Consider the following 26,555-nt stretch of genomic DNA (forward strand, 5'->3'; position numbering starts at 1 on the left):
ATGAACGGACCGGTGCACCGCACATTTGTCGTCGTCGATGTCGAGAACTCGAGTCGGTTGAGCAACCCAGAACTCACGGCGATGCGTTTGAACCTTTACCGAATTCTCGATGAGGTGACCGATCGCACCGGATCCGTTGTCGCCAATGATGATCGGGGCGACGGTTGCCTGCTTGTCCTCGAGCTTCCTGTGCTGGAGGTGCTCGACAAGTTTGTCGAGTCGGTCCTAGCGGAGGTTCATGCCCACAACCACACAGTTGGCCCGCTCGAATGGATCCGAGTGCGCGTTGCCGTGCACGAGGGCTACGTACACAGGGACGATCGGGGTTGGTCGAGCGATGCTCTGACTGCCACGTTCCGGCTTAACGAAACCTCGGTGGTCAAGGGCACTTTGAAGAACGCGAGCAGGGCCGTCGGGGTCGTCGTCGTCTCTGATGTCGTGTATCAGGGGGTTGTGCGGCATAACTACCGGCCGACAGTGGCCGCTGCTGATTATCGCGCCGCCAGCATCAGCACCTCCGAAGGCGAGGTCAGGGCATGGCTTCGGGTTCCTGGTTATTCCGAGCCGCCGCTTCCCGTCGATGCGGCCGAACCGACGAGGACTAGGTCGAAGGAAGCCTTCCGATCGGATGAGTTCGGGCTGATCAAGGCCAACAACATGATCATCGGTGATGTCCGGGCCCGCACGATTATCGGCGGCGACAACCGAGGGAGTGTCGCGTGAGTGATTCTGAGGAGTGGGTCATAGGTGAGACTGCGGCACCCGGTCCAGAGCCTATCGAGGACGCAGAGGCGGAGGCGAACAAGATTCACGAACGAGCCACTGACGCTGAGCGTCGACGCGAATCGCGTGCTGCAGCGAACGCTAGGTTCGACGCGTTAGGCGCGATGAGCGGGCTCTCACTCAACGCAAATACGGTAATCTTCGGTGACGCACAAGTTGACACTCTGATCGGCGGCGACAACTACCGGAGTGGGTCAGGGGCAGGTTTCGAGCGAAGCGGTCGAGTGGAACCACACAAGCTTCGCCATCTCGACCAGATTTTCGTACCGCCGCCGAGGTTTGAGCAGTTGTGCGATCGGCTAGGAGCACAGGCGGTACTGCTGCTACGCGCTCCGAAAGGCTGGGGAAGAACCGCCACTGCCCTCCGGGCGCTGAGCCGGCAATGCGCGTCGGGTGTGCACAAGCTCAGCCCTGATGTGGAGTTGAGATCGTTGGACATCGAGTTCGATCGCTGCACAGGCTATTTGTTCGATACACCGCACAGCCAGCAACTACGCACGTTGAGTGAATTCCACCTCGAACAACTAGGTCGGCGGTTGGTCGAGGTCGAGAGTCGATTGATCATCGTCGTCGATGACCAGGCCGAGCTCAGCCCCGACGCCGACCCATTTGTGCTGGACGTTGGTGAACCGGCCGACGTCACCGCGATACTGACGAAGCACCTGCTGCAACACCTCGCTGATGATGATCTCGGCGTGCTCTCGCGCCTCGAGGTAACGGCGCTGTTGAGCAGCGTGACAGAGCACCGTCCGTCCGCCCACGAACTCGTCAACCTCGCCACGCTGCTGGTTGATGTTGCGGCGGACCGAGTCGACATAGCTGAGGTGGTCAGTCGGTATGTGGCCGCCGAGGACAATCGGTTCCGGCAGTGGTTCGACGAGCTCGACACCGATACTCGCCCATTCGCGATCGCCTTGGCGGTGTTCAACAACATGCCGTTGCACATCGTGTCCGAAGCGGGCCGAGCTCTGGCGAGTTCGATCGTCGATGCGGAGGCTCTCGTCGAAGGCGCCAAGCCAGGTCACACGGTGTTCGGCGTGCGGAGCACCGAATTGCTTAGTAGAGCTCAGGCGCAGTCGTATCGGTCCTATGAGGACACCTTGTATGGCCGAATCACCGTATCTGCAGTGCGATTCGTGGACGAACGTTTTCCGCAGTGGCTGCTCAGGTACACATGGGAGGAGTATCCAGCTGCGCATCAGTTGGTTCGTGACTGGCTGCGTGAGCTCGGCGGTGCAGATGACCTCAGAGTGAGCACGCGTGCGGGCGTCGCCGTCGGGTTGTTGTCAACTTTCGAGTTCGAATACGCCAGGCGATTGGTGATCGAACCATGGGCTGACAGCGGTCAGCGGCACGACCAGTACGCAGCGATCGGCGCGCTGCAGTTTTCCAGTCTGCAGCCCGAGCTCGCGCCGCTGGTCGCAGAGATGCTCGAGGCATGGGTCCAGCCGGCGCAGCCGATGGCACGGCGGGTCACGGCGACGGCCGCTCTGGGTAGCACCGTGGGGCAACTCATGCCGGACCGTGCACTTCGGCTGCTGCGGCGCTCAGCTCGTAGCTCCGACCCGGATCTCCGAGATGCTGTGTGTTACAGCATTACCGAACTTTTCGGTATTCGTGAGCTGGACATCCGCGTGTTGCGTGATTTGCGGAGGTGGACCGTGTCACGACGGCGGGGCGTGCGCTACACCGGATTCTTATGCATCCTGCAACTTAGTTTCGACCTGGTAGCCGAGACAGTCGGCAGTGTTCAGCCGTGGCCGAGGCTGGTCTGGCTGGCCGATCAATCCGACGAACACCATGACCACATCGTCGTGCTCTTTGCCCGACTCATTCAAGCCCCCTACTTCCCGCCTGCCGCATATGCCGAAATCAAACGATGGGTTTATGTCGCCGAACGTGACCCGCAATTCCGCGGGCCGCTGGGACGACTGCTCGTCGATCTGGAAACGGCAGATCAGAACAGCGGCGTGGTGCCGTTTCACCTTCGTGAATGGGCTGGCGAGGACGGCGGTCCGACGGTGGCTTGCAACGAACTACTGACATTGCTCGACGCGAAACAGGGGGGTTGACATGACAATCGATGGGACACGGCAACTGATCCAATTTGCGGCAGTGCAGAGGTCTGCATGGCGAACCTTCCGCCCGCCGACAGACGGATACGCGGCCGTATCGGTAGACCGGGCAGGCAGAATGACGCTGCTGACACGCCAGCTAACAGCAGGGGAGGTGTTCTTCCGGCCTCCGACGGGCGTGTACTGGGTGGACGTCAGCATCCACCACAATTCATGCAGATTCGATCTGCCCGCTGCCGAGGGCGTATTCACCTTCACGGCCGAAGTTGATGTCACGTGGCGGGTTGTCGATCCGGAGAAGGCGGTCAAAGACCAGCCTGCCACCGGTGAGCAGGTGTACCGACCATACCTCGAACGGCAACTACGTCGGCTGAGCTGCGAATACCAGGTCGAGCACTTCGCGGTAGCAGAGCGTGAGATCAATGATCACTTGGACAAACCGATCGCATTGGATTGCGGCATATCGCTATTGAGCTGTTTGGTGAAGCTGTCTCCGGAGACCAGCACGTACACACATCTCCAAGAGGCCACATTCGATCACCGGAAAGCTCAACGTCGCGAAGCTGAACACGGTGCCCGAATGCAGACTGCGTATCTCCAGTCGAGTGAGAACGAGTCCCAGCATGGGCTGAACCTGCAGACGTCCCACCAGAGCTACGAGCTCACCAAGCTCACCCAGCAGCGCAGCCTCGAGCTAGAACAACAGCGGATGAGCTTCTATGCCGAAGCAATTCATCGCGGTGATCTCAGCGCCCTCACGTACCGGCTGGCATCCAACCGCAGCGATGTCAACGACGTTATCGGGCTGATGATGCAGCAGAAACAAGTGGATTTCGATGCCGCACACGCCATGTTGAAAGCGCTCCTCAACCAGAACCTGGTCAACAAACGTGATGTCCAGGACATCCTGGCGTACGCCTCCGCGGCGATCGCCGACCAGGTGAACCCGGCGTCGGTGGGGGCTGGTTCAGTGGCGCCGCCGAAACCCGAGCTCGTCGTCTCGCCGATGGCGGCGCTCGTGCAGAATGCCGAGGTGCTCGACCGATCCGACGATAACGATGACGATGACTAATCCCGATATCACGGTGAACCCGTTGATCGAGATTCCTTTTAGCGGCGGACTGATCAGACAGTTCGACAAGTTTCTGCTCGACCTGGGATTCGCGGTGAGGTGGGCCGAGACTGTCGAATTCCTGGTCATCATTGGGGTGCTGTATGCCGTGCTGTCCCTCGCTGTGGGCAAGTTGTTGCCGTGGGTGAGTAGCAAACTGGCTGGGCACGAAGAACGTCTCACGGCTCCTGTTCCGGCCGTGTTGCTGGCGCCAGAATGGGCGGTTACCAAGGTTCTTGTGAGGGCTGGGCGCGTACCGGGGTCCTTCGTACATCGCTACGGTGAGATTGTGCTCGTGCTGGTTGATTGGCTGCAGGCGGCTTTGGCCGCTGTCCTACGACTACTCAGATCACTCGGCAAGCATGGCCGACCGATCGCAGTTGTGCTGCTTGTGCTGGGATTTCTGTCGTGGAACAGCAATTCATGCGTAGCCGATACCCTGCCCTGCGTGTCTCCTGTCCAGCACTGGATCGCGCAGTTCGAAGGCCCTTCGGTCAGACCGGTGCGCTCAGTAGTGCCACAGTGAACCAGGCCAGAAAGACGACGAGGCTGATCGCAGTCCAGCGCAGTGCCACACCGAAGCGGCGGTACTTGTGCTGGGCGATCTCGGCGAGAGCGCCAGTCTGCTGCCACGCCTGATCTGCCAGCGTCGGAGCTGTCGGCCGATCGCTCACGTCGGCTGGGAAACTCGGAAAGCAGAACCAGTTCCCGGGACCGGCGCTACTGAGCCGCGGCCGTAGCGTCGCGGCGAGGTAGCCCATGCACACGAGCAGGCTCACTGCGAGTCCGATCGCCATCACCACCAGAGCGGTGCTCATGGATGTGCGTGCGGTAGTGACCAGCCCTGTCAGTGCGAATCCGTTGGCGGTCAGCAGTAGTCCCGCTTTGGTGTCAGCGGCGAGTATGACCCGATTGAACTCGGCGACGGTGCGGAGCGCGGTGTTGAGGTCGTCGACCGGGCTGAGGCGGTTGCGAAAGATCATGGGATCAGCACAGCAGTTGTTTAAGGTTCACTCCAGGTACAAAGGCACACACTGCAGAACCAATGTCTCACCGCTGCTCCAAGACTGCGGCGAACCATGGATACTGTCTGGGGCCCGATGGCGGGTCCACCGGCTATACGGGTTCTAGCTGTTGCTCGAACTCGGTAGATACCCATTGCTCACGGAATGCTTGCGGGGCAAGGAAACCCAGCGATCCGTGTGGCCGGTAACTGTTGCACTCGACGCGCCAGTCATAGGCTCATTGCCTTCACGCGAAACATGCTGCCCGACAACTCACTCACCACCATAGGATCGAAACCTTTTGGTACCCGCAGGTGGCTGTCACCAGCACTTCCGGCCCGAGCCCGACGATCTCGCAGCGACTGGCAAGATCACCACACGTGGGTGATCCTTCGAGACGGGGGCCGGCGGTGCAGTCCAGTCGTATACCGCTGGGCGCGGGTGTTCTGGGCGGTCATGGCAGTGTTCGCCGTCGCGATGACGGTGAGCTTCTTCATCAACGGGGTCCAGGACCTGACTCTGCCCGCAACCTGCGGCAGTGCTGTCATGGGCCCGCTCGAGGGTGATGTTCCGGTGGGTGTGGACGGGCAGTCCTCCCGCACCATTGCCGGCGAGAAGTTCAGCGGCAACTGACCACTGACGCGAATAGTCCCGAGGGCCTTCGGCAGTCGCCGAAGGCCCTCGGGCTGTGTCGGGCAATCACGACGCCTTCAAGAACCTCAGATAGAACGCCCCGAATACCAGGACGATCCCGACGTTCACCAGCAGGCGCGGCCAGAAGTGGTGTCTGAAGATCAGGACATCCACACCCACCACGACGACCACCATCGCCACCACGTAGAGCGCGAGAGCTGCCTGTCTTCCCATAGTTCCTTTCTACTCCGGGTGCGCTCGCCCAAGGTGTTCGGCGTGCCGCCGCTCGCCGTCCGCGTTTCGGACATCTTGGCCCGCCTGACCTTCATACGGCGATCATTCGGCGATCACCCAGCGTTCCGGAACCGCTGCTCTACTTCTAATCATGGTCAACGTCTCTCGCAGACGTATACTCGGCTCGATGGCAGGCATCGCGGTTGGGGCGGCAGCGGCTTCATTGCTGCCATCGTCCCTGCAACGCGCCATGGCGGCACCGGTTCCGGCAGGCGGGCTGGGTGCTATCGAACACGTGGTCCTGCTCATGCAGGAGAACCGGTCATTCGACCACTACTTCGGGTCGATCGCGGGGGTGCGCGGGTTCGGAGACGACTCTCCGCTACGTTTGCGCAACGGTCGCAATGCGTTTCAGCAACCGCGCCGGCAGGGCTCGCTGGACGGGGATGTACTGCCGTTCTCGGTGCGGGACGCCGCGACGCTCGCCGGACGGCCCGACAGCGATATCCAATACCTCGACAGTCTCGACCACGAGTGGAACGGCAGTACCCAGGCCTGGTCACAGGGCTGGTGGGATCGCTGGATCGAGGCCAAGAGCCCGGCCACCATGACCTATTACGAGCGGCGCGATCTGCCGCTGCAGTACGAACTGGCCGACACCTTCACCACCTGCGATGCCTACCACTGCTCGATGTTCGGCGGCACCAATCCCAATCGCAACTATTTCTTCACCGGGACAACGGGATTCGAGCCAGGCGGGAAGAAGCGCGCGGTCGACAATGCGGCCTACGACGCCAAGCACAAGGGCTACGACTGGACCACCTACCCGGAACGGCTCGAGGCCGCGGGCATCTCGTGGCAGATCTATCAGGAGTGGGACAACTTCACCGACAATCCGGTCGAATACTTCGTGCCGTTCAAGCGGATCGGGAAGAAGCTGCTGGACGAGATCAGCGGGCGCTACCGGACCACCGAGAAGTTCTACGAATCCCTGGCCGGTCGATCCTTCGGTGAGCAGCAGCGCATGGTGCGCCAGATGACGGCCGCGCGGGACAAGCTGACCGCGGCCGAACGCAGCCTGTTCGACCGGGGGATGTATCGCAGTGAACCCGATACACTGCTGCAGCGCTTCGCCGATGATATTGCGGCGGACCGGCTTCCGAAGGTCAGCTGGCTGGTGCCGCCGGCGCAGTACTCCGAACATCCCTCCGAATCGACGCCGGTCGGCAGTGCGACGTTCATCCATCGGCTGCTCGATATCATCGGCGGCGATATCGACACCTGGTCCAAGACAGCGATCTTCCTGACCTTCGACGAGAACGACGGCTACTTCGACCATGTGCCGCCGCCGGTGCCGCCGCGGCCCAGCTCCGGCAATGGCGACGACTGGTACGACGGCAAGGCCATCGGGCTGGGTGTGCGGGTGCCCATGACCATTATTTCGCCGTGGACCATGGGCGGTTTCGTCTCCTCGGAGGTCTTCGATCACACCTCGGTGCTGCGGTTCCTGGAAACGTGGACCGGGGTGCGGGAGCCGAATATCAGTTCCTGGCGGCGCACCGTCTGCGGCGATATGACCTCGGCCTTCGACTTCACCGCCGCCGGCAAGCGGCCACGGATGGCCGCCCCCGGGCCGATTCCGGCGGCGATCACACGCTGGAAGCCGGATCCGCCGGGGGCGCAATCACTTCCGGTACAGGAGCTCGAAACGCGTCCGGCCCGGCCGCTGCCCTATCAACCGTCGATCTCCAGCGCGCTGGACGGGTCGACGCTGTCGGTGACCTTCGCCGATAGTGGAAAGTCGTCGACACACTTCACGATCTACCCATTCGCAGGTGTCTCGGGCGACCCGCGCCATTATGACGTCGCCACCAAGCTGACCGAGAAGCTCTCGGTCACAGGGAAATACGATCTGGTGATCCAGGGGCCGAACCGATTCTGGCACGAACTACGGGGCTCGGTCACTGGATCGGCGGCGGGAATTCGGGTCGGGACCGAGGCCGTGACGCGTTCGACTGCCGCCCTCGCGCTCGCCAATCACGGTGCGAGCGCGGTGATCCTGCACATCACTCCGCGCCGCTACGGCGGCGACGCCCAGCGCCTCGACCTGGCGGCCGGGGGCGCACAGCGACTCGAATGGGCGACCTACGACGGGTGGTACGACCTCGAGCTCACCGCCGAGGGTGACCCGGACTTCTACCGGCGGGTCACCGGACGGATCGAGAACGGCACCCCGGGCGTGAGCTCGGACTGACCGTCCCCGATTCGCGTCTGCGCCCCAGAGGGTTCCGGCGCTAGCGGCCCAGCGGCCGGGGCGGCGGCGGAGGCTGCTGCCAGCGCGGATCACCGGCCGGGGGCTCCTGGCGGTACTGCTGCTGCGCCGGATCCTGTTGCAGTACGGGCGGCGTTTCCGGACGTTGTTGCAGCGGTGGGGTTTCCGGCCGCGTCTTGGGGCTGGACGGCAGTGCCGACGGATCCGCGGGGACCCGGGCATCGGCTTCCGCCGCCCGCACCGCACGCTCGGCGGCCGGGTCGGTGGCGGTGTCGAACCAGTCCGCTACCTCGTCGGAATCGTCCTCGGCCCGCTCGGCGGGTCCAGCGTCCGAACTGGGCTCGTAGCGGAAGGTGCCGTCCTCGCCCTTGGTGCCGAAATTGCGGGCGAAACCTTCCAATGCCTTGCCGAAATCGCTGGGCACCAGCCACACCTTGTTGGCATCACCCTTCGCCACCTCGGGCAGGGTCTGCAGGTACTGGTAGGCCAGCAGTTCGGGCGTCGGTTTGCCGTTCTTGATGGCGGCGAACACCTTTTCGATGGCCTTGGCCTGGCCCTGCGCCTGCAGGTAGGCGGCGGCGCGTTCACCCTGCGCGCGCAGGATGCGGGACTGCCGCTCACCTTCGGCGGACAGGATCGCGGCCTGTTTGCCACCCTCGGCGGACAGGATCGCGGCCTGCTTCTGGCCCTCGGCGGTCTTGATGGACGCCTCGCGCTGGCCTTCGGCGGTGAGGATGATGGCCCGCTTCTCGCGGTCGGCCTTCATCTGCTTCTCCATCGATTCCTGAATCGACGGCGGCGGATCGATGGCCTTGAGCTCCACGCGCGAGACCCGCAGACCCCAGCGGCCGGTGGCCTCGTCCAGCACCCCGCGCAGCTGATGGTTGATCTGATCGCGAGAAGTCAGCGTCTCCTCGAGGGTCATGCCGCCGACCACATTGCGCAGCGTGGTGATGGTCAACTGCTCCACTGCGGCAATGTAATTGCTGATTTCGTAGACCGCGGCCTGCGGGCTGGTGACCTGAAAATAGACCACGGAGTCGATCTGCACCGTCAGGTTGTCCTGGGTGATCACCGGCTGCGGCGGGAACGAGACCACTCGCTCACGCAGATCCACCTTGGCGCGAACACGATCGGCGAACGGCACCAGGAACGTCAGCTGTCCCGATACGGTGCGCGAATAGCGGCCCAGCCGTTCGATGACGGCCGCTTCGGCCTGCGGCACCAGCGCCACCGACTTGAAGACGACCACCACCACCAGCAGGACCAGTACGGCGGCGACTATGAGTACAGCCATTAGGGCCCCTTCCACACGACGACGTGTGCGCCGTCGATCCTCATGATGTAGACGGTCGAACCCTCCGGATAGTGCTCGCCCTCTTGGAACGGGCGCGCACTCCACACCTCACCGCCCAGCTTCACCCGCCCCCCGTTCTCGTCGACCGCCTCGAGCACCCGGGCCGTCTTACCCGGCAGCGCATCGACGCCGGTGGGTGTGGGCGGTGGAATCGCGTAGCGACGCAACAAGAGTGGACGAACGAGCAAGAGTAATGCAACCGCGGTGATACCGAAGATCACCGCATCCACCACCAACGAGGTGCCGGCCAGGCCGCTCACCCCTGCCGTGATCAATGCCGCGCCGCCCAGCATGAGCAGCGTGAGATCACCCGTGAGCATCTCCGCCGCCGCGAGGAGCAACCCCGCGACCAGCCAAACAATTGCCGCCACGAGTCCACAGTAATCGCTCCGGGGCGGCTCGGCCGGAGATCGACTCCGGGCGTGGTCCGTTTCGGCCGCTGTGCCGAATTCGCGCGTCGGAGCGGGGCATTTCGTTATTCGACCGGTACCTTCGATGCGGTGAGCGGGCGTGACATTTATGGCGGCGACATCTATTCCGGGCATGCGCGGACGCGTAAGCGTGAGATACCGAAGGTGGTGGCCGAACGAGACCTCGTCGCGGAGGACGCGGCCAGCGGATTCTGCGGTGCCGTAGTCGGTTTCGACCGGACCTACGACGGCGACTTCGTCAAACTCGAGGATCGCGGCGGGCGGGTGCGGCTGTTCGCGCTGCGGGAAGCGGCGTTCCTCATCGACGGGCAGCCGGTGACGCTGGTCCGGCCGGCGGCCGTGGCGCCCAAGCAGCCGACTCGGTCGGCGTCCGGATCCACGCGGGTCGAGGGCGCCAGGGCGCGGGTTGCGCTACCCAGTCGGATCTGGGTGGAGGGTGTGCACGATGCCGCGATCGTGGAACGGGTGTGGGGACACGATCTGCGTGTCGAGGGTGTGGTGGTGGAACAGCTCGAAGGGCTCGATCATCTCGCCGCGCGGCTCGGGGAGTTCCAGCCCGGGCCCGGTAGTCGGGTGGGTGTGCTCGTCGACCATCTGGTGACCGGGTCCAAGGAGACGAACCTCACCACCGGATTGGGACCGCACGTACTCGTCACCGGTCACCCGTATATCGATGTGTGGCAAGCGGTTCGGCCGTCGGTGCTCGGCATTGCGGCCTGGCCCGAGGTGCCACGCGGGGAGGACTGGAAGACCGGCGTGTGCCGCCGTCTCGGCTGGGGCACACCGCGGGAAGGGTGGCGGCGCGTCTACAACGGCGTGGAATCCTTTCGCGACCTGGAGGCCCCGCTGATCGGCGCCGTCGAACGACTGATCGATTTCGTCACCGATCCGCAGTAGCCCGCCAGTTATCCTGTGTTCATGAGTTCCCCGAGCGCCACGCTGACGGTCTGGGCCGCATCCTGGCTCGCCGGCCGCAGCGCCCCCGACGATGTGCTGGATGCGCTGCGCGCCTGGGCGCAGCGCCAGACCGTCGCTGCCGGGGATCCCGTCACCGGCGGCCACACCGGGTTGCCCTGGGCTGCCGAAGAAACCGCAGACATCAGCCGCGGCGCGGGAATCATGGTGCTGCTCAAACTCATCCGCGAAGCCATGAGCGGACCCGAGGCCCAGCTGCGCCTGGTATTACCCGTCTCCGGTGATGTCCGCGGCCTGCCCGTCGGCACCGAATTCGCCGCCGCCGCAACCGAAGCCGGCGAGGGCCTCTACGTCGGCTCCCTCGGCGGCGACGGCACCGGCCTGGTCCCCGTCTGGACCGACGACGACAGCCTCCAGTGGCGCGTCTACGCCACGCCGATCCCCCTGACCGTCGAACCCGAAATGCCGCTCGGCGAAGCCGAATACACCATGCGCCAAGCAGTCCGGGAAGCCGCCGACGCCCTCCAACAGCTCCAAACCACCCGAGTGGACGACGCCGGCGGCCCCAGCCCCCGCGACCTCATCGAAGACGAACTGGCCGCCTACTCCCAGCACCAGTACCCCGACTCCCTCCCCCTCCGCGCCCGCCGCATCCTCGACACCGCCGACCAGGTCGCCGCCATCCTCACCGTCGCAGAACGCGCCCCCGCCTCCGCCCCCACCTCGGCCACCGCAATAGCCGCCCAAGAATCCCTCCTGCGCCCCCTCTGGAACGCAATCCGCTCCGCCCGCCTAGCCGCAGTCCACGCCCGCACCTGAGTACTCATTCCGAATTAGCAATAATGTTCGATTTTGATGGCAGAAAACGAGTCTGACGCGGCGCGGCAGCGGGTGTGGCGGCAACGGGCCGTTTCCGTGGCGTCCCGACTTTTACCGCTTGGTCTCTGTGCGCGGCAGTCTCCTGCGACGGCCGCTGCCGGAGCGCAGCGCGTCCTTCAGCCTTTCCCCCTGCGTCTTTGAGGTCGGCTTTCACCTTTTTGCGGCGGCCTTCCCCTGCCATGCGCCGATTGCCGAGCGTCTCTCCCGCGAGCTGCCGCGCCTGCCCGGATTGGGCGGTCCTCACCGAGGACCAGCGTCAAGCCACCATCGATGGGGCGCACGACGCGGGAACAGGCAACTGCCCGTAGATCGCCCGGTTATCCGTGGCCGCCGATGACCAGCAGCAGGAACAACACGCCACCGCAGACCATGAACACGGTGCCGATAATGCCGAGGACCAGGCCGATCATGACCTGGTGCCGACCGCCGTAGATGCCGCCGGCGGCATCGATCTCCCGCAGGGATCGCGCACCCAATACCCACGCGACCGGCGCGCACGCCCCGCAGCAGAACACCCCGAGCACCCCCAGGATCAGCACCATCGAGGCGTGCGGATGCTCCTGCGGGCCGTGCTGCGGGCGCGACCACATTACGGGACCGTTCAGCGACGAACCGTACGGATCGAACATTTGGTGAACGTATAACGGAAATTCCGGATGCCGAAACTTGCCGCGCCAACAATAGCTAACTCATTCGAATCTCCGCTACCGTTGGGGTGGTGGATTTCTCGGCCGGCTGGGATTGTCTGGCAACCTTGGTGGATGAACGCTGGGTGGAGCGTCGGCCGCGCCGCCCAGAGGTTGTGGACCAGCTAGTTCGGGAAACTCGGTCGATGCCGTGGCTGGCGCCTCGGCTCCCGCTGCCGGTCCCGATACCCGAGGTGCTGCCGGATGCGCGCCACACCACGGACGGCCGCATGGCTGTGACCAGACGTTTTCGATTCGAAATGGCATGTCCAGCCTTGTCGACAGACTCGACCACCTCTGACCAGGATGCTGCGCCGACGGGGGTTCTTTCGCTGAAGTCGCTGTGGCGGTGACGTTTTCGTCAGAAGTCCGGGGACCCATCAAATTTCCCCCGCGGCCGGGTTATCGTCGGGAATGACTTGGACTGCGGCAGACATACCGGATATGACCGGGCGGATCGCTGTGGTGACGGGGGCCAGCGCCGGACTCGGGGCGGAGACGGCGCGGCGGCTGGCCGGCCGTGGTGCGACCGTGGTGCTGGCCTGTCGCGCCACGGAGAAAGGCGAGGGCGTCGCGGCATCCATCCGAAAGCAGGTGCCCGAAGCCGAGCTGGTGGTTGTGCACCTGGACCTGGCGTCACTGGCCTCCGTGCGGAAAGCGGCGCGGCAGCTACACGACGCTTTCGGGTGCATCGACCTGCTCGTCAACAACGCCGGAACTCTGACCCGCGGCCGGACCGTGACCGAGGACGGGTTCGAAACCACCTTCGCCACAAACCATCTCGGACACTTCGCCCTCACCGGGCTCTTGCTGGACCTCCTGTCGGCGGCGCCGGCGGGGCGAGTGATTTCGGTCAGCAGCAGAGCGTCTGGATACCGCAGTACCACCCTGGAACTGGACGATCTGAGCTACGAGCGGCGGCCGTTCAAACCCATGCGTGTCTACGGCCAGTCCAAACTGGCGAACCTGCTGTTCATTTTCGAACTGCAACGCCGGCTCTGCGTTGCCGATACAGCGCTCGTCGCGGTGGCTTCCTACCCCGGTGTGGCCGATTCGGACTTCAACCGGAATCTCGGCCCTACGGCAACGCTGGCCCACTCCGCGCTGCAACCGCTCTCACGCCTCATCACACAGACGACCGAGATGGGCGCGTTGCCATCGCTGCGAGCGGCCACCGATCCGTCCGTGCGCGGCGGTGAATACTTCGGACCCACCGGACGTACCAAGGGTTACCCGGTTTTGCGCGAACCCCCTCCGATCGCACACGACCCCGAACTCGCAGCGCACCTATGGACAGAGTCCGAAGATTTGACCGACGTGAGGTACAGCTTCCAGGATCTCGGCGGCGTGGTGGACCGATGACATAGCGGCCATCGGCCGAACCCCGATGGACAGACCTCACTTCACCCCCTTCCTCACGTCGGCGCCGCTGTGAGAATCACCCTCGTCGGGCAACGGCAGACCGAACCCGAGGATATGATCTACCGAATGCGGGGTGTGCTGGGCAAGGTCTACGACATTTATGCCGACCCGAGCGAATACCTTCCGGTCGGCACCGACCGTGTCGTCAGAGACTCGCGCGAATGACATCCTCATACAGACTCCCGAAATCCGCCCACACCGCCCGCCCGTGGCGAATCCATGAGATCGCCAACGACTTTCGAGTCGAGGACGTGTGGGCATTGCCCACCCCCGGCAGTGCCGGAGACTTCCCCCGCCTGGTACAGGCGTTCGCCGAAGGCAACAGCGCAGAGCAATCCGTGGTTGTCCGCGCACTGTTCGCGGTTCGCTGGAAACTCGGGGAGCTCTTCGGCTGGGACCAGCCCGACTCGGGCGTCGGCACCCGCGTGCACACACTGCGCGACAGACTGCCGACGGACCTGCGCGATGCCTCGCCAGGCCCCAACCCGCAAACCATCCCGTTCACCTCGGTATATCTGACCGCGGACGAGTGGGTGTCCGAGAGCGCCAACCGAACCGTGCACGCGCTGCTGCACATCGGATGGGTACCGGACGAGACAACCGGTGCCTATCGCGGCCAGATGGCTGTGCTGGTCAAACCCAACGGCACGTTCGGGAACCTCTACATGGCGGCGATCGCACCGCTGCGGCGCCTGATCGTGTACCCGCCCATGATCGGAATGCTCGGGCGCCACTGGCAGAACCGAGCCGACGATCCGAACGCCGGATAGCGGAACAGCCCGCATCCGCGACCTGAACGATGGCCGCCCGCTCAGCCGGGGACGGCACTGACCGTAGGGGATCATGCAGCATGCCACGGTGCCGGCCCCCGGCCTTATCACGGGATGGGGATCTCGTTGAGTTGGAAGAGGCTGCCGGGGCCTCCTGTGCTCAGGGTGGGGATGGACGCGATGAAGTCGTGGACGTGGTCGGTTGCGAGGTGGGCGTCGAATGCGGCTGCGTTGGTGTAGATCTCGTAGAGATAGAAGCGGCCGGGGATATCGCGGGCTTCGTACGCGGTGAAGGTGACGCAGCCCGGTTCCTTCCGGACCGCGCGGACCAGGTCAACGATCTTGTCCCGAAAAGCTTCGGCCATACCGGGTTTGGCGTCGAGGATCGCGAGCATCGGGCGAGGCGTCGGATCGGTGACGTCGACGCGCATATTGCGGTGCTGCAGGCTCGTGGTCAGGAAATCGTTGTCGCTCATGGTCACAGCTCCACTCGAATGCCGGGCTCGACAATCCGGACGGTGGTGTCGGGGGCGAGTTTGCGTGCGGCTTCCAGATAGTGGCGGGGATCGCGGTCGCTGCTGGTGATCAGCCGATCTCCGAGCCAGCCCTTGGTGAAGGCGTAGTGGTGGGGCATGGCGAGTTCGGGGGCGAGGACAGCGGTCAGTTCGGCGGCCTCGTCGGCATTCATGACCACCTGCATATTGTGGGCGGGCCGCACATGCAGGCCGTTGGTAGGCAGCAAAGCCACCGAGATATGGCCGAGCCGTTCGGGAATCTCGGCCAGTTCCGGGATCAGCAGGGTGTCGCCGGCGAAGTACACCGCGTCCGAGCCCGCGCGCAACACGAAGGTGATCTCGTGGACGCCGTGCTTGCCCGGGACCGCGGTTACCGTGACGCCGCCGATCTCGGTGTGCTCCCACGGTTTCAGCCCGGTGACATTCTCGAATCCGGTGCGTCGTGCGTGCTCGACCACGGTTTCGGCGACCATGAACGGGACCGTGTGGTCGCGGTACTCGGCAAAGGTTTCCAGGTCGCAGTGGTCGTAGTGGTCGTGGCTGATCAGCACGCCGTCGAGCGGCGGGAGGTCGGCGATGCTCAGTGCGATCGGTTCGCCCTGGTAGTAGCCGGGTCTGGTGCTGAACCACGGGTCGGTGAGGAAGGTGCGGCCGCCGATCTCGATCAGGTGGCAGCTGTGCGTGACGCGGGTGACGGCGATTGTCGACATGATTGGTCCCTTGAATCGAAGGTCGGTGGTCAGCGGGCGAAGGCGGAGAAGTCGGTGTCCGCGCAATCCCAGATGGCGCGCAGCACCTGATCGGGTGTTTCCATTTGCGCGGAGTGGCCGGTGCCGCGCAGCAGCTGGAACCTGGCCAGCGGAATGGCCGCCGCGTACGCGCGGCCGTACTCCACATCGACGACTCCATCACTCTCGCCCCACAGCACGAGGGTCGGAATCTCCAGGCCCGCAAGACGTTCGGAGAGGCCAGGATCGGTCATCGAGGCGCCCGCGTAGGCGGCGAGCGCGGCCCGGTTACCCGCGGCAATGGCCTGCGCCGCCGGGGGCAAAGTCGCCGGGTCGAAACGGAACGGGTCCGGGTTGTGGAAGCTGAGCGCGAAGACCTCATCCATGGTCAGGGAGAAGAAGTCCGCGACCGGATGTCCGGGCATGTCGAGGCCGACGGCATCGATGAGCACGATGCCGCTGACCCGCGGGTTCTTCAGCAAGGCGATCTCGGCGGTGATCCAGCCGCCGACGGAGTTGCCGATCACGGTGACATCGGCCAGGTCGAGCTGCTCGAGCAGCGCATCGTAGAGCGCGGCGAGAGCGGTGACACCGCTGAGGTTTTCGGGACGGATGGTGCCATCGAAGCCCGGATGGACCGGGACCAGCACGCGCACGGCGTTGGTGGTGGCGAACAGTTCCGCGAACGCGTTCACCGATTGCGGTCCGGCCCCGCCGTGCAGCAGCAGAAACGGTTGCCCGGCACCGTATTCGGCGACAGTCAGCTCGACCGGTCCGATCCCTGCGAGAGTCACGGTATGGATCGTTTTGGTGGACATGAGATCTCTCTTCGAGCGTGGTGAATCCCGTTGCCATGCAGGCAGCTCGGGCTGAGTTGGTCGAATTGTGAGGTGGTGCTAGGCGAAATCGGTCGCCGGTTCGGTGGCATAGCGGCTCATGGCCTGGATCTGCGCGGCCGGGGTCAGAGGCCGGCCTTCGGCGATCATGTCGCGCAGATCCCGGAAGTACCGGACGTACAGGTCCGGGGTGAATGTGTTGAGCATGACCGTGGTCTCGTCGGTCGGGTTGGCGAAGGTGTGCGGGGCGCCCGGCGGGACCATCACCAATGTGCCTGCGGGCGCGTCGTATGCGGTGTCGCCGACGGTGAACCGTGCCGTGCCGGACACCACGTAGAAGCCCTCGTCATGCTGGGCGTGCCGGTGTTGCGGCGGCCCGTCGGTGTGCGGGGCGATGGTGATCTCACCGATTCCGAGGCGGTGGCCGGTGGTCGACCCGTCCTCGAGAATCCGCATGCGGGTCGTTCCGAGCTGGATGGTTTCCCCGTCGTCGGGGCCTACTACCGAAACGTCGTCCATATTGGTCTCCTTGCCGGGGACCGTCCACGAAGGTTCCTGAACGGTTGATTGGACAAGCGTCGCGCGAGCAGGCAAGGCGCAGCCAGGGCCAGGCTGTCCCACCCTCAACCACAGAGCCCGGCGAGATGCCATGGAGTACAGTGGATTTGCTCGTATACCAGGACAGACACGGAACAGCCATGGGGACCTCGCACAGCTTCGGCTCGCTTCTTCGCGAGTACCGCAACCGGGTGTCGCCCGCTGATCTGGGCCTGCTCCCCGCGACAGGGCAGCGCCGGACCCCCGGCCTGCGCCGCGAAGAGCTCGCCGAACTGAGCAGGGTCTCGGCCGATTACATAAAACGCCTCGAGCAGGGCCGCAGTCGCCCGTCCGCATCGGTGATCAACGCACTGGCACGAGTACTGCGACTGTCACAAGCCGAATACGAGCAACTGTGCGCGCTGACCGGACATACGATCGTCCAACCGGGCGAGCGGCCGCACACCGTCGACGCGCCGACACGGCAACTGCTCGAACGGTTCGATATGCCCACCGCGATCTACGACGCGGGCTGGACATTGCTGGCGTACAACACACCCGGCATTCGCCTCTTCGGGGACCCGGCGCCGTATGGCAGCCACGGCAGCAATATGGCCTGGCGATTCTTCATGGAACCGGCCAACTTCGTCTGGGAATCCGACGCCCAGGCAAGACAATTCAAGACCTCCCTGGTGGCCGATCTGCGTGAGGCCGCGGACCGCTACCCCTACGATGAGAACCTGGCGAAACTCGTCGCCGAGCTATGCACCACGCACAGATTCTTCGACGACCTGTGGTCCAGTGCGTCGGCCACGAAGCTCGGCGGCACCCGCGGAATCACCCACCACCCAGCCGTCGGCTCGATCGAACTTGACGCGAACATGCTGGCGGTCCCCAATGGCGACCTCAGGATAGTCGTCTTCACCGCCGAGCCGGGCACCCGCGCCGCACACCGCTTGTCGGCGCTCACAGACGACCACCACCGCGGACTGCATTACCCCCAATAGCGATGACAGGACGCCCTGTACTTCGGTCCGGACTTCGCCAGCTCGCACCTAGTAGCCGCAAGGTGGTGCAACGCCTCGCCGATCTCGGCGTAGTTCGTATCGCACTGAAAACCGGTTAGCCTGTACGCAATCGGTTATGGGGGCCGATATGTAGCGGGTGGGTGGGATCAACAATGTCGCAGCAGGTGGTCGGGGAACGATTCCGGCTATTGTCCGTCCTCGGGGTAGGCGGGAACGGCCGGGTATGGCGCGCCTTCGACGAGAAGCTCGGCGTCGAGGTGGCGATCAAGGAGGTCCAGCTCCATCCGTCCTCGACCGATGCCGAACGCAGCAATACGATCGCGCAGGCCGAAAGCGAGGCGCGCAATGCCGCCAGGCTGCGCAATCACCCCAATATCGTCGCGGTATACGACGTCGTCACCGGGGCCGGGCAACCCTGGCTGGTCATGCGATTGGTCAATGGGCGCACCCTGGAGCAGGAGCTCGAAGTCCGCGGCCGGCTCCGTCCGGAAGAAGCCGGCAGGATCGCCGCCGCGGTGCTCGAGGCACTCTACGCCGCGCACTCCGCCGGAATCGTGCACCGCGACGTCAAACCCGCGAACATCATGCTCGCCGACGACGGCACCGTGCTGCTGACCGACTTCGGTATCGCCAAGCAATACAGCACCACCACCGAGGTAGTGCTCACCGGAACATTGCGCTACATGTCCCCCGAACGACTCAGTGGCAAGGATCTGCCGGCCGGAGACCTGTTCGCCGTGGGCGTGACGATCTACGAAATGACCGAGGGCGCTTCACCGTTCGCTCGCGCGACGCCTGCGGCAACCATGTCGGCGGTGATCATGGAGCACCCCGTGCCACCGCGCTACTCCGGCCATCTGACCAACCTCGTTGTCGCACTGCTGGAGAAGGATCCCGCGAGGCGTCCGAATGCGGCGGCGGCACGGATGCTGGTGGCCGGCCGCGCCGGGTTCACTCCAGAGGAGCCGACGGTCATTGCTTCGACCGTTCCGGACCTTCGTTTCACTTCGGATTCGGCCGACCCGGAAACGAAGCGCCGGCGGCGGCCGAGCCGGCGCGCAATTCTGGCTACTGGCCTGGGAATCGCTGCCGCAGGTGCGATTCCGGTGGCGCTGGTCCTGAAACCGTCTGCGCATCAATCGGATTCGGCTGCCAATACTTCACTTTCGCCTACTGCCGGTCACAGCGCTCCGCGGGTGCGGGGCCCGCTGACACTGTCCGGTGGGAGCAGCGCCACACCGGTCGCGATGTCCTTCAACCCGGGCGGCACAGTGTTCGCCGCTGCCCGCGAGGACGGTTCTGCCACGCTCTGGGATACGGCGACGTGGCAGGCGACCACAACCTTCACACATCACCCTGTCAACCCGTGGTCGACACCGTTCGACAAGGTCATCGCCTGGAATCCTCGCTTCACCGCCGCGCTGTCCCTCACCTTCAGTCCGAATGGGTCCGTCCTGGCCGTCGGCAATGGTGACGGAACAATAAGTCTGTGGGGCCTCGGGGACGGTGCCGAAACCACCCTGCCGTACATCGATCCCATAACATGGAACGGCGCCAACGGTTCCATAGCCTTCGACCCCAGCGGTAGATCGCTCGCATCGACCTACGACATGCCATCCATCAGGATTTGGGATCTGTCCACTCGAACCAGCCGCACCACGCTCACCACCACCGGCGACAGTTGGGTCGACCAGCTCGCATTCAGCCCCGACGGACGGATCCTGGCCAGCGCCACCGGGAACGGCAACCCGAACAACACCGTCGATGACGGCTACCTACAGCTGTGGGATGCCTCCTCCGGGGAGTCCATCACCACCCTGGCCCAGACCAATTCCCGTGGGCAAGCCCTGGCATTCAGCCCCGACGGGAAGACGCTGGCAAGCCTGCGCACCGACGGGCGGCTCACGCTGTGGGACATCGCATCTCGGCAGACAACCCGGACCGTCGCCCCGACGTCGTCCGGGGTGACGTGCATCGCGTTCGGTTCCGGAGGGGTGGTGGCGGGCGGATTCAATGACGGCACCGTCACGCTGTGGGACGCCGAATCCGGCAGTGCCGTCGCACATCTCACCACCGGCACCAATCACACCGTCAACTACCTTGCTTTCAGTCAGGACGGCAAAACCATCGCGGGTGCCGGCAAGGTCCTCAGCGTATGGAAGCTCAGCTGACCAGAACACCCGAGCGGCGCCCGCCCCGCCGGACACCCTTACGCCTGGGCAACCGAACGTTCGAGGTACGCAATCGCCTGAGCAGGAACAAGTTCACGGGGCAGCACCAGCCAGTGGCTGGCGGCTGTCAGCGTCACGACGTGTGTGTCGACGGAAAGCTTGCGGAAGTCCGCGAACAAATACGTCCTCGTCCCGAGCGGGGTCGTCATCTCCATGCCGTCGCTCAGATATCTGGCCTGCAATACCATCCCCGGACTCGCGAACCTGCGGACCCGCTGTGATCCGTGCCGCGCATCCTGCATCGAGAACATCCCGAACAGGAGCAATACCACGACGTAGATCGTGGCAGCGGCAACAAGTACGGCGGTGCCACTGCCCCACGTGAAGCTGGTGAAGCCCGGACCGGACGGACGGGCCGCCATCTTGAGCACCAGGCAGATCATGGCAATCGCGGCGACCCCCGCTGCGATCAACCACAGCCACGGACTTCGCCAGCGCATCCAGAGTTCACCGCGCGTGATACGCACCGCAGTCTGCGGCCCGGCCGCGAAGCGCACGACCATCGCACCGGTGTGGTCCCGAAACATAGAGTTACCAACAGGATTCATGACCCCCCTCGCATCGACCGCCCCGATATTACTCAGCTTGCGCGCCCTCGGGGTGTGTTGATCACACAGTCGCCAGGCCGACGGATGCGTCGGCGTCTTGGTCCGCCACTCGACCCCTGCTTGCGCAGACCGCAGCCGCAGACCCTGGGTCATGTCTCCCAATAGTTTTAGCCATTCAGTCCTCAGCTCCATGACGAACCCGGCGCGGTGGGTCCGGACGACTGATTATCGCGAGAACGACAGCCCTCAGCCATCCCGCGCGCAACGTGGTGCGCGGGATGGTGGCCGGGAACCACTTCAGAGGCTGCCGAACGGGTTCCAGGGTGCCGGAGCCGGGGCATCATCATGGTCGTGGTGCCACTGCCAGTCGTTGCCCCGCCTCTCCCAGTGGCCACGACCCTGGTCGCAGTCGCTCATCCGCCACTGCCCGCGGTCCTGTTGCCAACTGAACTGGCCGGAGTGATCACAGTCCTGGCGCCAACCATTGTCGTTGTCGTTGTTGTCCACCAACGTCAGCGGCGCGGCCAGCACGGGTGCGGCGAAGCCGATCGGCAAGACAACGAGCGAGCCCATCACAAGAGCCCGAGCCAACCGGTGTCGTAGGGGTGCCTTCTCGGAAATAGTCATGGCCATACCTCATTTCGGCACGGCCATAAAAGCGTCAGGAAGGGGCACCCTCGACCGACGTGGCAACCACGCACATTGCGCTCTACTGGCGGATTCGTGACCGTGGCATAGGGTCCGGGACCACTGCTGAATGGCCCACAGAAGATCGATGCTCGGTCCACCCACAGTCTAGACCCGTCACACGGCCCTATCCATCAAACCTCTCGCGCGGGTGCGAGCGATCAGGACATTGGTGCGAACCTGGAGATTCTCGTTCTCACCGCCGTGCGCCTTGTCCCGACAGGTTCGAACAACACAGCTACTGCTTCGTCGCCGGATCCAACCGCCGTCCCGGTCCGGTGGATCGGCCGTCAATTGAACGAACCCTGCCGATCGGCGGGTCATCGCCCGACGACAGCTGCTGTCGAATTCCTCACCACCGCAACCAGTTGCGGCAATGACCTCGATCTCGAGCAGCCGCTGCGGGTCGAAGATCCCCGCGAGTACGACCGTCGTGCGGGCTTGTTCTCGCCGAGGACCTCGGTGCGGACGGCGGTATCGGCCCCGCGGACGGTGATCAATGTTCGAGCGTCAACAGGAGCACATCCTCATCACGAGTGCCCTTCTCCGATGGTGACGACCACCTTTCCGAACGGGTTTCCCGTGCGGTAATAGCGGTAGGCGTCGGGCGCTTCGACGAAGGGGAAGACGCGGTCGATGACGGGGTGGAGTCGATGTTCGGTGATGGAATGAACCATCTCTTCCATTGTTGTTCGGCTGCCGACGGCGATGCGGCGAATCGAGACGAAATTGCCGCCGAAGGGTTCCGGGCCCAGTCCGCCGGGCGGGCCGGGGAAGGTGCCCGGGACGGTGATCTGTGCGTTGAGTGCCGCGGCCCGAATGGATTTCGCCAGGGTGGGCATGCCGACGGTGTCGACGACATGGGTGACACCGTCGCCATCCGTCAGCGCGCGCACGAGGTGCTCCCAGTCCGGGGTGGCGGTGCGATCGATGACCTCGTCCACCGCAAGCTTGCGGAGGCGTTCGGCCTTCTCGGAGGAGGAGGTGACTGCGATGGTGCGGGCGCCGAGGACATGGGCGAATTGCAGGGCGAACAGTGCTACCGAGCCAGTGCCGACCACCAGCACCATGTCGGTATCGCTCAGGGGCACAGGGGTGTTCAGCGCTGCCCAGGCGGTAGTGCCGGCACAGGCGAGAGTGGCTGCCTCGATATCTGTCAGGTGTACCGGGACGTGGACGACCGAATCCTCCTCCAGCACAGCGAAGGTCGCCAGCATGCCGTTATGGTTCACGCCGTACTGCCGGCCGGCCATGGACATGCGCAGTGGTCCGTCGATCCAGGTGATGAAGTAGGTAGCGGTCACCCGATCGCCGATGACAGCCCGAGTGACGTTGTCTCCGATAGCAATCACCTCGCCGACGCCATCGGACAGCGGGATGATTCCAGGTGTCGGATCGAGCGGGTAATCACCGTCCATCAGTACCAGATCGCGTCGATTCAACGAGGCGGCGCTGACTCGGATGACGACCTGCTCGGGGCCGGGCTCGGGTGGTTGCTGCGGCACGCTGGTCAGCCCGTCCAGGCCGCGCCGCGGGGTGAGGTGGTACGCAGCAGCGTTCACTGGGCGGTGCCCTCTTTCACGGTGCGGGGGCGTGGGTCGCCGGGGTTGCGGTCCTCATCGGTGCGCTCGGGCCACCACTGGCTCGATTCGCTGCGATAGTGGTCGTGCCAGTCCCACCATTCGTAGGCCGGGGATTGCGGGTAACCCTGTGGGGAGTCCTCCCAGGTCTCCTGACGTCCGAGGGCGGTCATATCGAGGTAGCTCCACGTGCTGCCCATCGCTTCATCGCCGCGGCTATTGATGAAGTAGGTGCGGAACACGCGGTCGCCGTCGTGAATGAAGGCGTTGGTGCCGTGCCATTCGTCGACGCCGAAGTCGGTGTCGAAACTGTCGATGAGGGTGTACCAGGGCATGGTCCAATTCATCCGTGCCTTGACGCGGTCGATATCGGGCTGCGGTGCCCGGGAGACGAAGACGAGCGTGGTGTCGCGAGCGTTCAGGTGGGCGAGGTGCGCGACCTGGTCGGCGATCATGGAACAGCCGCGGCAGGCGTGGTCGGGCCAGCCGTCCACGCCGGGATCCAAGAAGGCACGGTAGACGATCAGCTGACGGCGGCCTTCGAACAGGTCGAGTAGGCCGACTTTGCCGGTGGGTCCGTCGAATTCGTAGGGCTGGTCGATGGCCACCCACGGCATGCGCCTGCGTTCCGCGGCGAGTGCGTCACGGGCGCGGGTGAGCTCCTTCTCCTTGACCAGGAGTTCTTGCCGCGCAGCGTCCCACTCCCCCGCCGAGACGATCGGTGGAGTATTCATCGGGTTGCCTCATCAGGGATGGGTGTTCCTGCGAGCTGGGCGAACTCACGCTCGAGTGCCTTCACCACACCATTGCGCCAGCCGTCGGCGATCGCTTGCGAGATGGGATCCGGGAAGATCTCCTCCTCGCCCTTCTCGACGCCGTCGAAGATGGCGCGTGCGACGGCCTCCGGGGCGGTCTTCGGGATGTCGAAGCCTCGGTTCATGTCGGTGTCGGTGGGGCCGGTCAGCACCGCATGGACTGTCACCCCCTGGTCCGCCACCCGCACGCGCAGCGATTGCGTCAGCGAGAAGGCCGCGGCCTTCGAGATCGAGTAGGCGGGTGTGATCGGCATCGGCGCCAGCGCGGCCAAGGACAGGTTATTGACGATCGCGCCCTTGGATCGAGCCAGCAGCGGTTGGAAGGCCCGGGCCATCTCGAAGGGCCCGAACAGGTTGACGACGAGCTGCCGCTCGATGGCCGAGCGATCATCCAGATCGTCGTAGAGTGCGATGCCCGCATTGTTCACCAGGACATCGAGTGATTCGACAGCGCCTACGGCACTGCGGATTTGATCGCTGTCGGTGATATCCAGGGTCAAGGGTGTCACTCGCGTGTCCGGGTGCGTCCACGGTTCGCGGGTCCCGGCGTAGACGCGTCGCGCGCCCCGGCTCAAGGCCTCCTCGACCAGTGCTCGGCCGATGCCGCGATTGGCGCCGGTCACCAGCACCGCACTACCTGAGATGTGAACCATGATGAAATCTCCTTCGTCGGATTACGTTCTCTGCCAATAGAGATACGCAACCGCCGTGGCACTCATCGCTGTGCCGAAGGCAATTTCCACACAGCTGGATCGCGGCCGAAGAACGCGACGAGCCGATCGCTCTGGCAGGCCGAAGCCGGAACCGGAACTCGCGCACCGAACAGGGGATCGCGACGGCCGGTGACGGCCACCCTGGCGACGGACAGCAATTCGGTCGCCAGCGGCGTGGGTATGGTTCGCGGGTCGGCGCAGGCGCTGCCGATATCCCAGGCGTGCACGGTGATCTCCAACGCAGCTATATCGGCAAGGACGACTGTCGACAATGGCAGACCACAGACGGTGATCGCGTCGCACTTCGCGCACAACCATGCGCCGAGCAGTCGGCACAGTCCGCTGCGGACGGCCCCGAGGGGATCGTCCGCAGCTGGAATATCGGCGCCCAGGTCGATGCGGCCCTGCTCGATTCCGTCGCAGACGGCGTCGACAGAGTCCTCGAGATGTCGCAGCAGCATCACCAAATCCCAGTCACTACAGGGTGTTCGGCGTGACAAGTCCGCGTCCGACACGGCGGCCAGGCTGCCGAGTGCGAACCCGACGGCGCGCTCCAGCAGGTCACCACCGACCATCAGGACGCTCTGTCGAGAATCGGATCCAAGCCGAACGAGGGGAAGATACCGGCGTCGAAGAACGCGACGATATGGCTGATGCCCGCCTCGGATATGCCGAATACCTGCAGCGAATACGCGTAATAGCGACCGTCCTCACCGCGGCGGTACTGACCCAGGGCCGCTTGGCCGTTCGCGGACGCGTACCTCATCCGGAAATGGCCAGGCGCGCATCCCAGCGACTCCAGGAAGCGCACGATCCGCTCGCGCCCAGCGAACCAATCCGGCGAGGGCGGCATTTCCAGCATCGCGTCGTCGTGCAGCACCGTGTGCAGGGCGGCGAAATCGGCCGACTCCAGGGCCTGCACATAGCGGTCGAGCAGCGCGCGCCGCTGCGGTTCGGGCGGCTCGTCGATCTGCTCGAGAACAGCACCCGCCGCGGCCAGCGCAGCCCGGGCGCGCTGCAGCGCGCTGTTCACCGCCGCCACGGTGGTCCCCAGCGCCGCAGCGGTTTCGACGGCGGAGAATTCGAGCACCTCGCGCAGAATCAAGATCGCCCGCTGCCGGGCCGGCAACAACTGCATAGCCGCCACCAGCGCCAACCGCACGCCGCCGCGCGTATCGACAATGACGGCAGGATCGCCGGAGAACATGTGGTCCGGAATCGGCTCGAGCCATCGGGTGCCCGGCACAGCTGCTGCCGGGTACCGCTCGAAATCGCCTACAGGAGCGGATAACCCGGACGGCAGCGGCCGACGACCACGCTGTTCCAGGGCACGCAGGCATACATTGGTCGCAATCCGGTACAGCCAAAGCCGCAGCGACGAGCGCCCCTCGAACTGCCCATACCCACGCCACGCCCGCAAGTACGTCTCCTGCACCAGATCCTCGGCCTCCTCGGGTGAGCCCAGCATGCGATAGCAGTGAGCGATCAACTCGGGGCGGAACTGCTGGGCGAGAGTCATGAACTCCCCGGTATCGGCGACCGGTGTATCCACGTCGACCTCCTCGATTCTTTCGGCCTGGAAATAGAGACACTTCCGGCGGCCGAAACTCATCGCGGATCGAGCCCGACGGCCATCGGCCGCCCGCAGCACCACACACCAGCCAAAGCTGTTCACAGCCGCCTGATCTCGAAACGCAACAGTTGTTCGCGGCGATAGACACGGCAGCGGTGAAGGGCGGCTGGGCCGGACGGCAGACCGATTGCT

At 64.5% G+C, this 26,555-nt stretch carries 30 protein-coding genes; 14 read left to right on the top strand and 16 right to left on the bottom strand.

The window, feature by feature from the left end; all coding sequences use genetic code 11:
* The 4 genes from JWN03_RS37745 (at position 1) to JWN03_RS37760 (ending at position 4,495) form a co-directional block, all read left to right on the top strand.
* On the top strand, positions 1–723 hold the full coding sequence (locus tag JWN03_RS37745) for a hypothetical protein (protein WP_297625712.1): 723 nt from the start codon (positions 1–3) through the stop codon (positions 721–723).
* On the top strand, positions 720–2,855 hold the full coding sequence (locus JWN03_RS37750) for a hypothetical protein (protein ID WP_297625716.1): 2,136 nt from the start codon (positions 720–722) through the stop codon (positions 2,853–2,855). The genes JWN03_RS37745 and JWN03_RS37750 overlap by 4 nt, the downstream gene beginning before the upstream one ends.
* A gap of 121 nt (positions 2,856–2,976) precedes the next feature.
* Positions 2,977–3,930 (top strand): hypothetical protein, encoded by a 954-nt coding sequence (locus JWN03_RS37755; RefSeq protein ID WP_297625719.1) that lies wholly within the window; start codon positions 2,977–2,979, stop codon positions 3,928–3,930.
* On the top strand, positions 3,923–4,495 hold the full coding sequence (locus JWN03_RS37760; protein WP_297625722.1) for a hypothetical protein: 573 nt from the start codon (positions 3,923–3,925) through the stop codon (positions 4,493–4,495). Before JWN03_RS37755 ends, JWN03_RS37760 begins: the two co-directional genes overlap by 8 nt.
* Here JWN03_RS37760 and JWN03_RS37765 read toward each other — a convergent pair.
* Positions 4,464–4,952, bottom strand: a complete 489-nt coding sequence (locus JWN03_RS37765) for a Pycsar system effector family protein (protein ID WP_297625724.1) — start codon at positions 4,950–4,952, stop codon at positions 4,464–4,466. The genes JWN03_RS37760 and JWN03_RS37765 overlap by 32 nt on opposite strands.
* Before the next feature lie 477 nt (positions 4,953–5,429).
* Here JWN03_RS37765 and JWN03_RS37770 point away from each other — a divergent pair, with 477 nt between their 5' ends.
* Positions 5,430–5,606 carry a hypothetical protein gene (locus JWN03_RS37770; protein WP_297625727.1) on the top strand — a complete coding sequence of 59 codons (177 nt, stop codon included), beginning with the start codon at positions 5,430–5,432 and terminating at the stop codon, positions 5,604–5,606.
* Between the two features lie 66 nt (positions 5,607–5,672).
* On the opposite strand, the gene JWN03_RS37775 is transcribed toward JWN03_RS37770, so the two are convergent.
* Positions 5,673–5,840: a hypothetical protein gene (locus tag JWN03_RS37775; RefSeq protein WP_297625730.1), complete on the bottom strand. Its 168-nt coding sequence runs from the start codon at positions 5,838–5,840 to the stop codon at positions 5,673–5,675.
* A 151-nt stretch (positions 5,841–5,991) separates the two neighbouring features.
* On the opposite strand from JWN03_RS37775, the gene JWN03_RS37780 reads away from it, so the two are divergent.
* Positions 5,992–8,094, top strand: coding sequence for a phosphocholine-specific phospholipase C (locus JWN03_RS37780; protein ID WP_297625733.1), 2,103 nt, complete (start codon positions 5,992–5,994; stop codon positions 8,092–8,094).
* A 40-nt stretch (positions 8,095–8,134) separates the two neighbouring features.
* On the opposite strand, the gene JWN03_RS37785 is transcribed toward JWN03_RS37780, so the two are convergent.
* Together JWN03_RS37785 and JWN03_RS37790 are read right to left on the bottom strand one after the other, a co-directional pair.
* Positions 8,135–9,409 (bottom strand): SPFH domain-containing protein, encoded by a 1,275-nt coding sequence (locus tag JWN03_RS37785; RefSeq protein WP_297625736.1) that lies wholly within the window; start codon positions 9,407–9,409, stop codon positions 8,135–8,137.
* Entirely contained in the window at positions 9,409–9,840 is a 432-nt protein-coding gene (locus JWN03_RS37790) for an NfeD family protein (protein ID WP_297625739.1), read from the bottom strand. Before JWN03_RS37790 ends, JWN03_RS37785 begins: the two co-directional genes overlap by 1 nt.
* A 129-nt stretch (positions 9,841–9,969) precedes the next feature.
* Here JWN03_RS37790 and JWN03_RS37795 point away from each other — a divergent pair, with 129 nt between their 5' ends.
* Both JWN03_RS37795 and JWN03_RS37800 read left to right on the top strand, forming a co-directional pair.
* On the top strand, positions 9,970–10,797 hold the full coding sequence (locus tag JWN03_RS37795) for a DUF3097 domain-containing protein (protein ID WP_297625742.1): 828 nt from the start codon (positions 9,970–9,972) through the stop codon (positions 10,795–10,797).
* A 21-nt stretch (positions 10,798–10,818) separates the two neighbouring features.
* Positions 10,819–11,634 carry a hypothetical protein gene (locus tag JWN03_RS37800; RefSeq protein WP_297625745.1) on the top strand — a complete coding sequence of 272 codons (816 nt, stop codon included), beginning with the start codon at positions 10,819–10,821 and terminating at the stop codon, positions 11,632–11,634.
* Positions 11,635–12,011: 377 nt separating this feature from the next.
* Here JWN03_RS37800 and JWN03_RS37805 read toward each other — a convergent pair whose 3' ends face one another.
* Positions 12,012–12,323 carry a DUF4190 domain-containing protein gene (locus JWN03_RS37805; RefSeq protein WP_297625748.1) on the bottom strand — a complete coding sequence of 104 codons (312 nt, stop codon included), beginning with the start codon at positions 12,321–12,323 and terminating at the stop codon, positions 12,012–12,014.
* A gap of 89 nt (positions 12,324–12,412) precedes the next feature.
* On the opposite strand from JWN03_RS37805, the gene JWN03_RS45635 reads away from it, so the two are divergent.
* The 4 genes from JWN03_RS45635 (at position 12,413) to JWN03_RS37820 (ending at position 14,572) form a co-directional block, all read left to right on the top strand.
* The gene (locus tag JWN03_RS45635; protein WP_366914532.1) at positions 12,413–12,733 is read left to right on the top strand and encodes a phosphotransferase; all 321 of its coding nucleotides are present in this window, start codon (positions 12,413–12,415) and stop codon (positions 12,731–12,733) included.
* A gap of 61 nt (positions 12,734–12,794) precedes the next feature.
* Complete coding sequence (locus JWN03_RS37810) at positions 12,795–13,742, top strand: oxidoreductase (RefSeq protein ID WP_297625751.1); 948 nt, start codon at positions 12,795–12,797, stop codon at positions 13,740–13,742.
* Positions 13,743–13,811: 69 nt separating this feature from the next.
* Positions 13,812–13,967: a hypothetical protein gene (locus JWN03_RS37815; protein WP_297625754.1), complete on the top strand. Its 156-nt coding sequence runs from the start codon at positions 13,812–13,814 to the stop codon at positions 13,965–13,967.
* Positions 13,964–14,572, top strand: coding sequence for a DUF2867 domain-containing protein (locus tag JWN03_RS37820; protein WP_297625757.1), 609 nt, complete (start codon positions 13,964–13,966; stop codon positions 14,570–14,572). Before JWN03_RS37815 ends, JWN03_RS37820 begins: the two co-directional genes overlap by 4 nt.
* Before the next feature lie 107 nt (positions 14,573–14,679).
* Here JWN03_RS37820 and JWN03_RS37825 read toward each other — a convergent pair whose 3' ends face one another.
* From JWN03_RS37825 to JWN03_RS37840, 4 genes are all read right to left on the bottom strand, one after another.
* Positions 14,680–15,048: a putative quinol monooxygenase gene (locus JWN03_RS37825; protein ID WP_297625760.1), complete on the bottom strand. Its 369-nt coding sequence runs from the start codon at positions 15,046–15,048 to the stop codon at positions 14,680–14,682.
* A gap of 2 nt (positions 15,049–15,050) precedes the next feature.
* Positions 15,051–15,797: an MBL fold metallo-hydrolase gene (locus JWN03_RS37830; RefSeq protein ID WP_297625763.1), complete on the bottom strand. Its 747-nt coding sequence runs from the start codon at positions 15,795–15,797 to the stop codon at positions 15,051–15,053.
* A 29-nt stretch (positions 15,798–15,826) separates the two neighbouring features.
* Positions 15,827–16,633 (bottom strand): alpha/beta fold hydrolase, encoded by an 807-nt coding sequence (locus JWN03_RS37835; protein WP_297625766.1) that lies wholly within the window; start codon positions 16,631–16,633, stop codon positions 15,827–15,829.
* Between the two features lie 78 nt (positions 16,634–16,711).
* Positions 16,712–17,170 carry a cupin domain-containing protein gene (locus tag JWN03_RS37840; protein WP_297625769.1) on the bottom strand — a complete coding sequence of 153 codons (459 nt, stop codon included), beginning with the start codon at positions 17,168–17,170 and terminating at the stop codon, positions 16,712–16,714.
* 179 nt (positions 17,171–17,349) lie between these two features.
* Between JWN03_RS37840 and JWN03_RS37845 the strand changes: the two genes are divergently transcribed.
* Both JWN03_RS37845 and JWN03_RS37850 read left to right on the top strand, forming a co-directional pair.
* Positions 17,350–18,195 (top strand): helix-turn-helix domain-containing protein, encoded by an 846-nt coding sequence (locus JWN03_RS37845; protein ID WP_297625772.1) that lies wholly within the window; start codon positions 17,350–17,352, stop codon positions 18,193–18,195.
* Positions 18,196–18,368: 173 nt separating this feature from the next.
* Entirely contained in the window at positions 18,369–20,387 is a 2,019-nt protein-coding gene (locus JWN03_RS37850; RefSeq protein ID WP_297625775.1) for a WD40 repeat domain-containing serine/threonine protein kinase, read from the top strand.
* 38 nt (positions 20,388–20,425) lie between these two features.
* On the opposite strand, the gene JWN03_RS37855 is transcribed toward JWN03_RS37850, so the two are convergent.
* From JWN03_RS37855 to JWN03_RS37885, 7 genes are all read right to left on the bottom strand, one after another.
* Positions 20,426–20,974 carry a hypothetical protein gene (locus tag JWN03_RS37855; RefSeq protein WP_297625778.1) on the bottom strand — a complete coding sequence of 183 codons (549 nt, stop codon included), beginning with the start codon at positions 20,972–20,974 and terminating at the stop codon, positions 20,426–20,428.
* A 318-nt stretch (positions 20,975–21,292) separates the two neighbouring features.
* A complete protein-coding gene (locus JWN03_RS37860) occupies positions 21,293–21,622 on the bottom strand; it encodes a hypothetical protein (protein ID WP_297625780.1) in 330 nt (109 codons plus the stop codon).
* Positions 21,623–22,212: 590 nt separating this feature from the next.
* Positions 22,213–23,244: a zinc-dependent alcohol dehydrogenase family protein gene (locus JWN03_RS37865; RefSeq protein WP_297625783.1), complete on the bottom strand. Its 1,032-nt coding sequence runs from the start codon at positions 23,242–23,244 to the stop codon at positions 22,213–22,215.
* Positions 23,241–23,996: a DUF899 domain-containing protein gene (locus JWN03_RS37870; RefSeq protein WP_297625786.1), complete on the bottom strand. Its 756-nt coding sequence runs from the start codon at positions 23,994–23,996 to the stop codon at positions 23,241–23,243. Before JWN03_RS37870 ends, JWN03_RS37865 begins: the two co-directional genes overlap by 4 nt.
* The gene (locus tag JWN03_RS37875; RefSeq protein ID WP_297625789.1) at positions 23,993–24,730 is read right to left on the bottom strand and encodes an SDR family NAD(P)-dependent oxidoreductase; all 738 of its coding nucleotides are present in this window, start codon (positions 24,728–24,730) and stop codon (positions 23,993–23,995) included. Before JWN03_RS37875 ends, JWN03_RS37870 begins: the two co-directional genes overlap by 4 nt.
* A 62-nt stretch (positions 24,731–24,792) precedes the next feature.
* Complete coding sequence (locus JWN03_RS37880; RefSeq protein WP_297625792.1) at positions 24,793–25,365, bottom strand: maleylpyruvate isomerase N-terminal domain-containing protein; 573 nt, start codon at positions 25,363–25,365, stop codon at positions 24,793–24,795.
* A complete protein-coding gene (locus JWN03_RS37885; RefSeq protein ID WP_297625794.1) occupies positions 25,365–26,342 on the bottom strand; it encodes an RNA polymerase subunit sigma-70 in 978 nt (325 codons plus the stop codon). The genes JWN03_RS37880 and JWN03_RS37885 overlap by 1 nt, the downstream gene beginning before the upstream one ends.
* Between the last annotated feature and the right edge of the window lie 213 nt (positions 26,343–26,555).

The organism is Nocardia sp. (genome assembly GCF_025465275.1).
In the GTDB taxonomy this organism is placed as follows: Bacteria; Actinomycetota; Actinomycetes; order Mycobacteriales; family Mycobacteriaceae; genus Nocardia.

What these genes read in the sequence shown, in the direction of transcription:
- JWN03_RS37845 (WP_297625772.1), top strand. Translation starts at nt 17,350, where the DNA reads ATGGGGACCTCGCACAGCTTCGGCTCGCTTCTTCGCGAGTACCGCAAC.
- JWN03_RS37870 (WP_297625786.1), bottom strand. Translation starts at nt 23,996, where the DNA reads ATGAATACTCCACCGATCGTCTCGGCGGGGGAGTGGGACGCTGCGCGG.
- JWN03_RS37825 (WP_297625760.1), bottom strand. Translation starts at nt 15,048, where the DNA reads ATGAGCGACAACGATTTCCTGACCACGAGCCTGCAGCACCGCAATATG.
- JWN03_RS37835 (WP_297625766.1), bottom strand. Translation starts at nt 16,633, where the DNA reads ATGTCCACCAAAACGATCCATACCGTGACTCTCGCAGGGATCGGACCG.
- JWN03_RS37850 (WP_297625775.1), top strand. Translation starts at nt 18,369, where the DNA reads ATGTCGCAGCAGGTGGTCGGGGAACGATTCCGGCTATTGTCCGTCCTC.
- JWN03_RS37760 (WP_297625722.1), top strand. Translation starts at nt 3,923, where the DNA reads ATGACTAATCCCGATATCACGGTGAACCCGTTGATCGAGATTCCTTTT.
- JWN03_RS37880 (WP_297625792.1), bottom strand. Translation starts at nt 25,365, where the DNA reads ATGGTCGGTGGTGACCTGCTGGAGCGCGCCGTCGGGTTCGCACTCGGC.
- JWN03_RS37875 (WP_297625789.1), bottom strand. Translation starts at nt 24,730, where the DNA reads ATGGTTCACATCTCAGGTAGTGCGGTGCTGGTGACCGGCGCCAATCGC.
- JWN03_RS37800 (WP_297625745.1), top strand. Translation starts at nt 10,819, where the DNA reads ATGAGTTCCCCGAGCGCCACGCTGACGGTCTGGGCCGCATCCTGGCTC.
- JWN03_RS37770 (WP_297625727.1), top strand. Translation starts at nt 5,430, where the DNA reads ATGGCAGTGTTCGCCGTCGCGATGACGGTGAGCTTCTTCATCAACGGG.
- JWN03_RS37860 (WP_297625780.1), bottom strand. Translation starts at nt 21,622, where the DNA reads ATGACTATTTCCGAGAAGGCACCCCTACGACACCGGTTGGCTCGGGCT.
- JWN03_RS37755 (WP_297625719.1), top strand. Translation starts at nt 2,977, where the DNA reads ATGACGCTGCTGACACGCCAGCTAACAGCAGGGGAGGTGTTCTTCCGG.
- JWN03_RS37765 (WP_297625724.1), bottom strand. Translation starts at nt 4,952, where the DNA reads ATGATCTTTCGCAACCGCCTCAGCCCGGTCGACGACCTCAACACCGCG.
- JWN03_RS37745 (WP_297625712.1), top strand. Translation starts at nt 1, where the DNA reads ATGAACGGACCGGTGCACCGCACATTTGTCGTCGTCGATGTCGAGAAC.
- JWN03_RS37810 (WP_297625751.1), top strand. Translation starts at nt 12,795, where the DNA reads ATGACTTGGACTGCGGCAGACATACCGGATATGACCGGGCGGATCGCT.
- JWN03_RS37840 (WP_297625769.1), bottom strand. Translation starts at nt 17,170, where the DNA reads ATGGACGACGTTTCGGTAGTAGGCCCCGACGACGGGGAAACCATCCAG.
- JWN03_RS37775 (WP_297625730.1), bottom strand. Translation starts at nt 5,840, where the DNA reads ATGGGAAGACAGGCAGCTCTCGCGCTCTACGTGGTGGCGATGGTGGTC.
- JWN03_RS37785 (WP_297625736.1), bottom strand. Translation starts at nt 9,409, where the DNA reads ATGGCTGTACTCATAGTCGCCGCCGTACTGGTCCTGCTGGTGGTGGTG.
- JWN03_RS37855 (WP_297625778.1), bottom strand. Translation starts at nt 20,974, where the DNA reads ATGTTTCGGGACCACACCGGTGCGATGGTCGTGCGCTTCGCGGCCGGG.
- JWN03_RS37805 (WP_297625748.1), bottom strand. Translation starts at nt 12,323, where the DNA reads ATGTTCGATCCGTACGGTTCGTCGCTGAACGGTCCCGTAATGTGGTCG.
- JWN03_RS37830 (WP_297625763.1), bottom strand. Translation starts at nt 15,797, where the DNA reads ATGTCGACAATCGCCGTCACCCGCGTCACGCACAGCTGCCACCTGATC.
- JWN03_RS37780 (WP_297625733.1), top strand. Translation starts at nt 5,992, where the DNA reads ATGGTCAACGTCTCTCGCAGACGTATACTCGGCTCGATGGCAGGCATC.
- JWN03_RS37820 (WP_297625757.1), top strand. Translation starts at nt 13,964, where the DNA reads ATGACATCCTCATACAGACTCCCGAAATCCGCCCACACCGCCCGCCCG.